The sequence below is a fragment of the Mesorhizobium sp. M5C.F.Ca.IN.020.32.2.1 genome (assembly GCF_004023105.1).
GTDB classification, from domain to species: Bacteria; Pseudomonadota; Alphaproteobacteria; order Rhizobiales; family Rhizobiaceae; genus Mesorhizobium; species Mesorhizobium wenxiniae.
In genome coordinates, this window is the sequence record NZ_RZSX01000140.1 from 1 (window position 1) to 9,718 (window position 9,718).

The window sequence follows — 9,718 nt, forward strand, 5'->3', positions numbered from 1 at the left end:
ACCCATCGAGGATGTCTTGACGATGAGCACCCTCATGCGGCGGCCGGCATTTCCAGCAGCCGTTGCGCCGCTGCCGCGACCTGTGCAACCTCGAGCGTGTTCAGGCAATTGAGATGGCTGAGCGGGCAGATTTTCCGGTGGCAGGGCGAACAGGACAGGCCGAGCCAGACCAGTTCGCGCTGCTCGGCGAGGGGCGGCGTATTCTGCGGCGAGGTCGAGCCGTAGACGGCAACGATCGGCGTGCCGACTGCGGCGGCAACATGCATCAGCCCACTGTCGTTCGACACCGCAAGCCTGGCCGCGGCGATCAGGTCGATGGCGTCCTCCAGCCGCGTCTGGCCGGCGAGATCGACGACGCCAGGTGCAAGCGTGGCGATTTCCGCCGTTACGTCGGCGTCGTTCTTCGACCCGAACAGCGCGACCTCAAAACCTTTGGCCATCATGTCGCGGGCAAGGCCGGCATAGCGTTCGCTCGGCCAGCGTTTGGCCGGGCCGAATTCGGCGCCGGGCATCAGCGCGACGAATTTTTTCGCCTCCAGCCCGAAGCGGCCCAGCAATTCCGCCTGGTTTTTTGTATCGACAGCGAGCTTGGGAGCGCGGAACGTGCCCCCTCGCGCGAGGCCGAAATAGGCCTGCGCCGTGCGCCGTTTCAAATGGTCGGGCAAGGGAACGATATCGGTCAGCAGCCCGTAGCGCATTTCCTTGAGATGGCCGACGCGGCGCGGAATGCGGGCAAAGAACGGGACGAGCGCCGACTTCCAGCTCCCAGGCATGACATAGGCGATGCCGTAGTGGCCGCGCAGCAGGCGGCCGAAGCGCCTTCGCATGCGGAATTCCAGCGCGCCGGATTTCAGCGGCAGATCGATCTGCTGGCGTATTTCGGGCATGCGCTTGACCAGTGGCGCCGCCCATGCCGGGGCCAGCACATCGATCGCGGCGTTCGGGTGAAGCTCTCTTAGCGCCGAGAACAGGCACTGCGCCATCACCATGTCGCCCACCCAGCGTGGGCCGATCACGAGGATCGTTGGGCTTTCAGCCATTCGACATAGTCTCTGACGCCGGTTTCCACTGTGCGAAACTGACCATTGTAACCGGCGGCGCGCAACCGGGACATATCAGCTTGCGTAAAACTCTGATAGCTTCCCTTCAGGTGGTCGGGGAAGTCGATGAATTCGATCTCGCCTTTGCCCAGTGTGCCGATCACCGTTTCGGCTATGGCGCGGAACGGCTGGGCAAGGCCGGTGCCGCAGTTGAAGATGCCGCTTGAGCCCCGTTTCCATAGCCACAGATTGACCTCGGCGACATCGCCGACATGGATGAAATCGCGGCTCTGCTCGCCAGGTCCGAAACCGTCATAGGCGCCGAACAGTTTCGGGTTCTGGCCTTGCTCGACCTGATTGAACAGATGGAAGGCGACCGAGGCCATGGCGCCCTTATGCGCCTCGCGCGGTCCATAGACGTTGAAATAGCGCAGGCCCGCAACCGGCGAATGATCGGTATCGAAGACGGTGCGGCGGACATAGTCGTCGAACAGCTTCTTTGAATAGGCATAGACATTGAGCGGGCGTTCGCATTCCGGCTCCTCGCGAAACTCGGCGCCGCCGCCATAGACCGAGGCTGAGGAGGCGTAGAGGAAAGGCACCCGCAGTGTCAGGCAGGCATGCAGCAGCCGCTTCGAATAAGCGTAGTTCACCTGCATCATGAACTTGCCGTTCCATTCGGTGGTCGTCGAGCAGGCGCCCTGGTGGAAGACGGCCTCGATGCGGCCGAGGTCCCTGGCCTCCATCCGCGGCAGGAAATCGTCCTTGTCGAGATAATCGGCGATCTGCAGGTCGGCGAGATTGGCAATCTTGTGGCCGTCGGTCAGGTCGTCGACGACGACGATGTCGCTGATCCCTTCGGCATTGAGCGCGGCGACGATGTTGGAGCCGATCATGCCGGCGCCGCCCGTGACGATGATCATGAAAGCCTCTGGTATCTCGTGCCGATTCCGGCCCTTATAGGGGACGCTTGCGGGGCTGTCGATAAAGCAGGTCGCAATCCGGCGGTTGGGTGAGCGCCACAGTGCCGCCGCAAAGCTTTCGCTTCGTCGACGATCCACCGGCGAGGCACGACAGGAGCAAGGATAATGCCGTCGACCGAACTGCTTATCGCCTTTTTCGCCACCACGGCGATCTTTGCCTACATCCCCGGTCCGGCGATGCTTTACGCTGCTGCGCAAACCATGGCGCGCGGCCGCTGGTCCGGCCTGACGGCGGCGTTGGGTATCCATCTTGGCGGCTATGTGCACGTCGTCGCCGCCGCTGCCGGGTTGTCCGTGCTTTTCCACGCCGTGCCGACGCTCTACATCGCGGTCAAGCTGGCCGGCGCACTCTATCTGATCTGGCTGGGTGTGTCGCTGTTTCGCGCCAGGGCGCAAGACGATGCTGTCATGCCTCGTATTGAGCCGAAATCCGCCCGCCGCGCCTTTTTCGAGAGTATCACCGTCGAGGTGCTCAATCCCAAGACTGCAATCTTCTTCATGGCGTTCCTGCCACAATTCATCGACGCGTCCGCGACGTTTCCCGTCTGGCTCCAATTCCTCGTCCTCGGGACGATCGTCAATCTGATGTTCTCTTCGGCGGATGTCATGTGCGTGGTGCTGGCAGGTGCGCTGGTCACCAAGCTGCGGCGCTCGAGCCACGCGCAGCGCCTCATGCGGCGTGCGGGCGGTGCGGTGCTCGTCGGATTGGGCGTTCATGTGGCTTTGCAGAAAAGCTGATCCGTCAACCGGCGTTGGCTGTGGTCCGTTCGATGCCTGCCGTTGCGCTGGACCGAATTGCGGTATATCGGCTTCGCCATGAACGACCAGCCCGCCAGTCCAGCGCTTTCACAGCTTGGGGACCGGCTCTCATTGCACGTCGCGGATGACATGAGCGAGCAATACCTGCCTTCTCCCGAACCCCTTCACCGCGCCATCTCGCGATTCGGCAACGTCACCGTGCTGGTGGTCGGCGACTTCATTCTCGACCGTTTCGTCAACGGCGTCATCGAGCGGATTTCGCCTGAAGCGCCCATTCCGGTGCTGCGCGGGCGTGGCGAAACGTCGGCGATGGGCGGCGCCGGCAATGTCGTCGCCAACATCGTCTCGCTCGGGGCCACCGCGATACCGGTCTCGGTGATCGGCGCCGATCAGGCCGGCGTCAATCTGATGCGCATTCTCGCCGAGTTTGGCGTCGACACTGGCGGCCTCGCGCAGGACGCGAACCGGATGACCTCGTCGAAAAGCCGCTTCAGCGCGCTCAACCAGCAGGTGCTGCGCTTCGACGAAGAGGAAATCAAGCCGCTGGGCGACGCTGAGCGAGCAACGCTGGTCCGGCATTTCCGCGCCGCGCTCGCGCAAGCCGACATCGTTATCCTGTCCGACTACGGCAAGGGCATGTTGCTCGACGGCGTCGCCGGCGAGCTGATCTCGATCTGCCGCCAGGCGGGAAAACCGGTGCTCGTCGACCCCAAGGGCCGCGATTATGCGTGCTATGCCGGGGCGACGGCGATCACGCCCAATCGCAAGGAACTCGGCGAAGCGGTCGGACGCGCGGTGTTTGGCGATGACGAGATCGTGGCCGCGGCACGTGAGCTGATCTCGGCACACGGCTTCGATTTCGTCGTCGCGACGCGCAGCGAAAAGGGCATGAGCGTCGTCGGCTCGGACGATGCCCGCCACATCGCCACGCAGGCGCGGGAAGTGTTCGACGTTTCAGGCGCCGGCGATACTGTCATCGCGACGTTTGCGCTGGCTCTGGCTGCGGGCGCCGACCGCGTCATTGCCGCCGCCATTGCCAACGCGGCGGGTGGCGTGGTGGTTGGAAAGCGCGGCACCGCGCGGCTGACGGTCGAAGAGCTTACCGGCGCGCTGTTTCGCTCGCACGGCCCGATTGCCCATAAGGACGCAATCCTCGATGCCGCTGCCGCTGCAAGGCTGGTGGCGACGTGGAAGGACGAAGGCCTGAGTGTCGGTTTCACCAATGGCTGCTTCGATATCCTTCACGCCGGCCATGTCAGCCTTTTGCACGCGGCACGCAGCCAATGCGACCGGCTGGTTCTGGGCCTCAACAGCGATGCCTCGGTGCGCCGGCTGAAAGGGCCGGGACGCCCGGTCAACGACGAGCATGACCGCGCCTGCGTGCTTGCGGCGCTTGCCTCGGTCGACGCCGTCGTCGTCTTCGAGGAGGACACGCCGCTCGCGCTGATCGAGGCGCTCAAGCCCGACATACTGGTCAAGGGCGCCGACTATACGATCGATCAGGTGGTCGGTGCCGAAATCGTGCGAAAGGCGGGCGGCCGCGTCGTGCTGGTCGATCTCGTCGTCGGCAAGAGCACGACCGGCACCATCGGCAAGTTGCGCGCCGGCAGTACAAACTGAGGTTTTCATGTCTGAACTGAACGAATACCTGGTCCGCTCGGCGGCCGCGATCACCGCGATGGTCGAGCGCGACCTCACCAGCGAGATGGAGCGGGCGGTGACCGCCGTCGTCGCGGCGCTTTCGCAAGGCAAGGCGCTGCTGATCTGCGGCAATGGCGGTTCGGCCAGCGATGCCATCCACATCGCCGGCGAACTGGTCGGCCGCTTCCTGAAGGAGCGCAAGGCCTACAACGTCATCGCACTGCCGGCCAATGCGGCGGTGCTGACCGCCTGGGGCAATGATTACGGCTTCGACACGGTGTTTTCACGCCAGGTCGAGGCACATGGCGCGGCGGGTGCTGTGCTGCTCGCCATCTCGACCAGCGGCAACTCGGCCAGCACCCTTGCCGCCGCCGAACAGGCGCGCATGATGGAGATGACGGTGATCAGCCTGACCGGCGACACCGGCGGCAAGCTCAAGCCGCTCTCCGACATCCTGCTCAACGTGCCCTCGACCTCGACACCGATCATCCAGCAGGGGCATCTTTGTCTCTATCATCATCTGTGCGAAATGGTCGAAGCGCGCCTCTGTGATGGCTGACAGGGAGGCTGTCACGACCTCGCAGCCGTATCAGCTCGAAGAGCCGGGGCTCTGGGTCGAACGGATCGGTACTGCGGCCTTTCCAGCTGGCACGCCGGCGCTGTTCCTCGACCGCGACGGCACCATCAACGTCGATAGCGGCTATCCCAGCGATCCGGCCGACATAGTGCTGCGGCCGGAGATGCTGCCGGTAATCCGAACGGCCAACATCGTCGGCCTTCCTGCGATCGTAGTCTCCAACCAGTCGGGCATTGCCCGCGGCTATTTCGGCTGGCCGGATTTCGCCGCAGTCAATGCCTGGCTGCTAGCGCTTCTCGAAGCGCAGAATTGCCGGATCGATCTGGTGCTCGCCTGCGCCTACCATTCGAGCGGGACGGGTGAACTCGCAGTAGGTGACCACCCGATGCGCAAGCCCAATCCGGGCATGCTTCTGCGCGCCCGCGATCTGCTGGGCGTGGATATCAGCCGATCGATCATCGTCGGCGACAAGGCTGATGATATGGAAGCCGGACGGCGAGCCGGGCTATGCGAAGGCTGGCTGGTGCACGGCAGATCAAATCGGACTTCTGGCGATGGTATGTTCGCGACGCGCAAACTGACGACGAGCAACGATCACAGCAAACTCTGCGAGACCATCGCCGAACTCGGGGGGATTAGGTTCTCATTTCGCTGAAAGCCACCAGGCCTTCGTCCTTGACGCGACGGATGGTCAGTGCGGTGCGCACCGTGTCGACATTCGGCGCCGAGGCCAGTTCCTCGATGACGAAAGTCTGAAAGGCGCCGAGGTCGCTCGCCACGCAATGCAGCAGGAAATCGGATTCGCCCGATACCATCCAGGCGTCGCGCACGATCGGCCAACCGCGGGTGCGTTCGGCGAAGGTTTTCAGCTCCGCATCGGCCTGGTGATGCAGGCCGATGAGGCAGAAGGCGACGACATCCAGGCCGAGCGCCGGCGCATTGAGCAGGGCGCGATAGCCGCGGATGATGCCGGTCTCTTCCAGCCGCCTGACACGGCGCAGGCATGGCGGCGCCGAAATGCCGACGCGGCCGGACAGCTCGACATTGGTCATGCGCCCGTCGTGCTGAAGCTCGCGCAGGATCTTCCAGTCGATGGCGTCGAGATCGGCTTTGAGCGGCATGGATACCTTCGGCGCTTCACGCAAGAATCTTTCGTGATCTTGTAATTAAACGACTTCGGTGTCCATTCCATCCCTCAGTCGGTGATTTTCGGACAGTCACCGCGCAAGATGTTCATGGATCGTCTGTTTGTGCGGAAGCTTTCCGGGGACGACGGCGCGGTCGTCTTGCTGGCGTCGCCTGCAACACCTAGATTAGGGGCCGATATTGATCCTTGTGCCGGACGCTTCATTCGGGTCCGGTTGTTGTGAAAGCCCGTCCATGACCACCAAGCACGCGCCTGTTCTCATCATCGGCTCCGGTCCCGCTGGCTATACGGCGGCAATCTACGCCGCCCGCGCCATGCTGAAGCCGATGCTCGTCGCCGGCCTGCAGCAGGGCGGTCAGTTGATGATCACCACCGATGTCGAAAACTATCCGGGCTTCGCCGATCCGATCCAGGGTCCGTGGCTGATGGAACAAATGCTGAAGCAGGCCGAGCATGTCGGCACCGACGTCATCAACGACATCATCACTGAGGTCGACCTCAATGTGCGGCCGTTCCGCGCCAAGGGCGATTCCGGCACCACCTATACAGCCGACGCGCTGATCATCGCCACCGGCGCGCAGGCGAAATGGCTGGGTATCCCGAGCGAACAGACCTTCATGGGCTTCGGCGTATCGGCCTGCGCCACCTGCGACGGCTTCTTCTATCGCGGCAAGGATGTCGCCGTGATCGGCGGCGGCAATTCGGCGGTGGAGGAGGCGCTCTATCTTTCCAATCTGGCAAAGAGCGTGACGGTCATCCACCGGCGCAGCGACTTCCGCGCCGAGCGCATCCTGAGCGAGCGGCTGTTCAAGAAGGACAATGTCCGCGTCATCTGGGACACCGTCGTTGACGAGATCACCGGTCAGTCCGGCAAGATGCCGCTGCCGCCGTCGGTGGAGGGACTGAAGCTGCGCAATCTGGTGAGCGGTCAGGAGATGCATCTGACGGTCGACGGCGTATTCGTGGCGATCGGCCATGCGCCGGCGGTTGAGCTGTTCGCTGGCAAGCTAAAGCAGAAGCCGAACGGCTATCTGTGGACGGCGCCGGATTCGACCTGCACCGACGTGCCGGGCGTGTTCGCCGCCGGCGACGTGACCGACGACATCTACCGCCAGGCAGTGACGGCGGCGGGGCTCGGCTGCATGGCCGCGCTCGAGGCGGAAAAGTACCTCGCCGGGATCGAAGTTCACCGCGAAGCGGCGGAGTAAGGAAGCGGCCGAGAAAAGCCGCGCAAAAGCCTAATTTTTCATTCAAACGCCAAAAAAACAGAGCGAGGGGCATCATGGCGTTGGACTGGGACAAGCTACGCGTGTTTCACGCTGCGGCGGAAGCTGGGTCGTTCACCCATGCCGCCGAGACACTGCATCTGTCGCAATCGGCGATCTCGCGGCAGGTCAGCGCGCTCGAACATGACGTCGGCGTGCCGCTGTTCAATCGCCATGCCCGCGGCCTGGTGCTGACCGAGCAGGGTGAGATGCTGTTCCGCACGGCGCATGACGTGCTGATGAAGCTGGAGACGATCAAGTCGCGGCTGACCGAGGCCAAGGATCGGCCCTCCGGCGTGCTCAGGGTGACGACCACGGTCGGGCTCGGTGCCGGCTGGCTGACCGAGCGCGTGCAGGAATTCATCGAGCTCTATCCCGAGATCAGCCTGCAGTTGATCCTGGCGAACGAGGAACTCGACCTCACCATGCGCCGGGCGGACTGCGCGATCCGGCTGCGCCAGCCGCAGCAGCCTGATCTCATCCAGCGCCGCCTGTTCACCGTGCATTTCCATCTCTACGCCGCTCCTTCTTACGTCAACAAGTATGGCAAGCCGGCGTCGATCGCCGAGTTGAAGAGCCATCGCATCGTCACCTTCGGCGTGCCGGTGCCGGCGCATTTGTCGGAATTGAATTGGCTGGAAACGGTCGGCGATTTCGAAGGCGGGCAAAGGGTGCCGACGCTGCAGATCAACGACATATTGTCGATAAAGCGCGCGGTACAGGGTGGCGCCGGCATCGCCATGCTGCCCGACTATGTGGTCAGCAAGGACTCAGGGCTGGTGCAATTGCTGCCGGAGACCGAAGTGCCGTCCTTCGACACCTATTTCGCTTATCCCGATGCGATGAAGAACCAGGCGAAACTGCACGTCTTCCGAGATTTCATTATCGCCAAGGCCCGAAGCTGGTCGTTCTAACTTTCAGAAAATCGCTTCCGCCTTGCACCGCCGACGACAACTCTTACTGGCAGCGCCATGGGGTCAGGCGGGGCAGCCAGCCTGGGACGGCGCGGCGGTAGGCCTCGTAGCCGGCGCCATAGCGGCGGGCAAGCGTCGGTTCCTCGTAGAACTTCACGAACGAGACCATGGCGATGGCGGCGATAGTGGCATAGGCGACGAGAGCCCAGCTCGAAAACAACAGTGCCTGGCCAAGGATGATCGACAGCACCGCCACATACATCGGGTTGCGGACATGGCGGTAGATACCACCGACAACCAGTTGCTCGGTCGGCGCAACCGGGGCGGGCGTGCCCAGGCCTTCGAAAGCAAAACGGGCGAAGGCATGAAGCAGCAAGGCCGCTGCGACCACAATCAGGACCCAGCCGAACGGGACCAAGCCGGGCTGGGTCGACCATGGCAGACGATAGCGATCGGTCAACAGCCAGGGCAGCAATCCCGCGACCATGCCGGGCGCTGCGATGAAGAATAGCGCGCTGCCGGCGATCGCCTGACGTGTCCTCATCGAGGCTTCCTTCCAGAGCGACGTGCGTCCACTTGGACGCACAAAATACGGTCTAGCACTTGAAATCTACGCATCGTGCCTTCCGAAAAGCGATTCCTATCTCGGGCCGATGCGGCTGCTGCAAAAATAAACGCGTATTGCCTGATTCGACGTCGTTCGTTGTTTTTGCGTTTCGGGCCGAGAATTGGCTCTGATTCGCTATTTCCCAATGATCTTTGCCTGGCCGTGCACCGCATTTCGACGATTCTGCTGGTCCTATGAGGCCAAGGAATGGGTTAGACCACAGCCTGTGTCATTTTGCATGCGTGTGTTGCAAAATAGATGCTTGTTTCTTGAGCATGATGAGCACATATATAGATCATCTCCTGGGCGCGTTCTCCTCCCATTAGCGCCCTCGAGTGTTCCCCTCTGGAGGTTAGCCCTAACAGGCACTTCCAATCAAACTCAGCCGGATCTTCATTGATCCGGCTTTTTTGTTGCCCGAAACCTGCTGGCGCTGAGGGAAAGCCGACCGAAATTGTCACGTAACAGTGACATGTAACCTCAGGTAACCTATCACAGGCGCCCAGCATCGACTAAGCAGATCATAGGACGCGGTGTGGTTCGTGCGGGAGATGGGGGCATCACTCGGGCGATCCGGGCTCAGGCGGCTACCGCGTCCGAACCATTCTTCCGCTGAGGCCGTCAGGCGCTGGCGGCATGTGCGGCGGACCTGCCGTTTCGCCTCCCACGAAGACGGTCCGCAAGAGAGCGGCGTCCGGATCATTCCGGACGCCGTTTCCTTGTGTTCTGCAGCCTGCGATACTGGCGCCAAAATCCAGTGTCAGGCGGCCTTGCCGTTGGTGTTC

Annotated in this window: 10 protein-coding genes; 6 read left to right on the forward strand and 4 right to left on the reverse strand. The window is 62.6% G+C overall.

Features of this window, described 5'->3' with window-relative positions:
• Nucleotides 1-32: 32 nt before the first annotated feature.
• Together waaF and rfaD are read right to left on the reverse strand one after the other, a co-directional pair.
• Nucleotides 33-1,040 (reverse strand): lipopolysaccharide heptosyltransferase II, encoded by a 1,008-nt coding sequence (waaF, locus tag EOA86_RS09760; RefSeq protein WP_128341410.1) that lies wholly within the window; start codon nt 1,038-1,040, stop codon nt 33-35.
• A complete protein-coding gene (rfaD, locus tag EOA86_RS09765; protein ID WP_128341412.1) occupies nt 1,013-1,963 on the reverse strand; it encodes an ADP-glyceromanno-heptose 6-epimerase in 951 nt (316 codons plus the stop codon). Before rfaD ends, waaF begins: the two co-directional genes overlap by 28 nt.
• 165 nt (nt 1,964-2,128) lie before the next feature.
• Between rfaD and EOA86_RS09770 the strand changes: the two genes are divergently transcribed.
• The 4 genes from EOA86_RS09770 (at nt 2,129) to EOA86_RS09785 (ending at nt 5,655) form a co-directional block, all read left to right on the forward strand.
• Nucleotides 2,129-2,761: a LysE family translocator gene (locus tag EOA86_RS09770; protein WP_128341413.1), complete on the forward strand. Its 633-nt coding sequence runs from the start codon at nt 2,129-2,131 to the stop codon at nt 2,759-2,761.
• A gap of 150 nt (nt 2,762-2,911) precedes the next feature.
• Nucleotides 2,912-4,402 carry a D-glycero-beta-D-manno-heptose-7-phosphate kinase gene (gene rfaE1 / locus EOA86_RS09775; RefSeq protein ID WP_128341419.1) on the forward strand — a complete coding sequence of 497 codons (1,491 nt, stop codon included), beginning with the start codon at nt 2,912-2,914 and terminating at the stop codon, nt 4,400-4,402.
• 7 nt (nt 4,403-4,409) lie between these two features.
• A complete protein-coding gene (locus tag EOA86_RS09780) occupies nt 4,410-4,982 on the forward strand; it encodes an SIS domain-containing protein (protein WP_128341415.1) in 573 nt (190 codons plus the stop codon).
• On the forward strand, nt 4,975-5,655 hold the full coding sequence (locus EOA86_RS09785; RefSeq protein WP_127211563.1) for an HAD family hydrolase: 681 nt from the start codon (nt 4,975-4,977) through the stop codon (nt 5,653-5,655). Before EOA86_RS09780 ends, EOA86_RS09785 begins: the two co-directional genes overlap by 8 nt.
• On the opposite strand, the gene EOA86_RS09790 is transcribed toward EOA86_RS09785, so the two are convergent.
• Nucleotides 5,636-6,121, reverse strand: a complete 486-nt coding sequence (locus EOA86_RS09790) for an Lrp/AsnC family transcriptional regulator (protein ID WP_029350080.1) — start codon at nt 6,119-6,121, stop codon at nt 5,636-5,638. The genes EOA86_RS09785 and EOA86_RS09790 overlap by 20 nt on opposite strands.
• A gap of 259 nt (nt 6,122-6,380) precedes the next feature.
• Here EOA86_RS09790 and trxB point away from each other — a divergent pair, with 259 nt between their 5' ends.
• Entirely contained in the window at nt 6,381-7,355 is a 975-nt protein-coding gene (trxB, locus tag EOA86_RS09795; protein WP_065012013.1) for a thioredoxin-disulfide reductase, read from the forward strand.
• A 74-nt stretch (nt 7,356-7,429) separates the two neighbouring features.
• Nucleotides 7,430-8,326, forward strand: coding sequence for a LysR family transcriptional regulator (locus tag EOA86_RS09800; protein ID WP_023799796.1), 897 nt, complete (start codon nt 7,430-7,432; stop codon nt 8,324-8,326).
• A 43-nt stretch (nt 8,327-8,369) separates the two neighbouring features.
• Here EOA86_RS09800 and EOA86_RS09805 read toward each other — a convergent pair whose 3' ends face one another.
• Complete coding sequence (locus tag EOA86_RS09805; RefSeq protein WP_128341417.1) at nt 8,370-8,870, reverse strand: isoprenylcysteine carboxylmethyltransferase family protein; 501 nt, start codon at nt 8,868-8,870, stop codon at nt 8,370-8,372.
• Between the last annotated feature and the right edge of the window lie 848 nt (nt 8,871-9,718).

Bases quoted from the DNA above. Each gene is read 5' to 3' on its own strand.
- trxB (WP_065012013.1), top strand. From the start codon at position 6,381: ATGACCACCAAGCACGCGCCTGTTCTCATCATCGGCTCCGGTCCCGCT.
- waaF (WP_128341410.1), bottom strand. From the start codon at position 1,040: ATGGCTGAAAGCCCAACGATCCTCGTGATCGGCCCACGCTGGGTGGGC.
- rfaD (WP_128341412.1), bottom strand. From the start codon at position 1,963: ATGATCATCGTCACGGGCGGCGCCGGCATGATCGGCTCCAACATCGTC.
- EOA86_RS09805 (WP_128341417.1), bottom strand. From the start codon at position 8,870: ATGAGGACACGTCAGGCGATCGCCGGCAGCGCGCTATTCTTCATCGCA.
- EOA86_RS09785 (WP_127211563.1), top strand. From the start codon at position 4,975: ATGGCTGACAGGGAGGCTGTCACGACCTCGCAGCCGTATCAGCTCGAA.
- rfaE1 (WP_128341419.1), top strand. From the start codon at position 2,912: ATGAGCGAGCAATACCTGCCTTCTCCCGAACCCCTTCACCGCGCCATC.
- EOA86_RS09800 (WP_023799796.1), top strand. From the start codon at position 7,430: ATGGCGTTGGACTGGGACAAGCTACGCGTGTTTCACGCTGCGGCGGAA.
- EOA86_RS09790 (WP_029350080.1), bottom strand. From the start codon at position 6,121: ATGCCGCTCAAAGCCGATCTCGACGCCATCGACTGGAAGATCCTGCGC.
- EOA86_RS09780 (WP_128341415.1), top strand. From the start codon at position 4,410: ATGTCTGAACTGAACGAATACCTGGTCCGCTCGGCGGCCGCGATCACC.
- EOA86_RS09770 (WP_128341413.1), top strand. From the start codon at position 2,129: ATGCCGTCGACCGAACTGCTTATCGCCTTTTTCGCCACCACGGCGATC.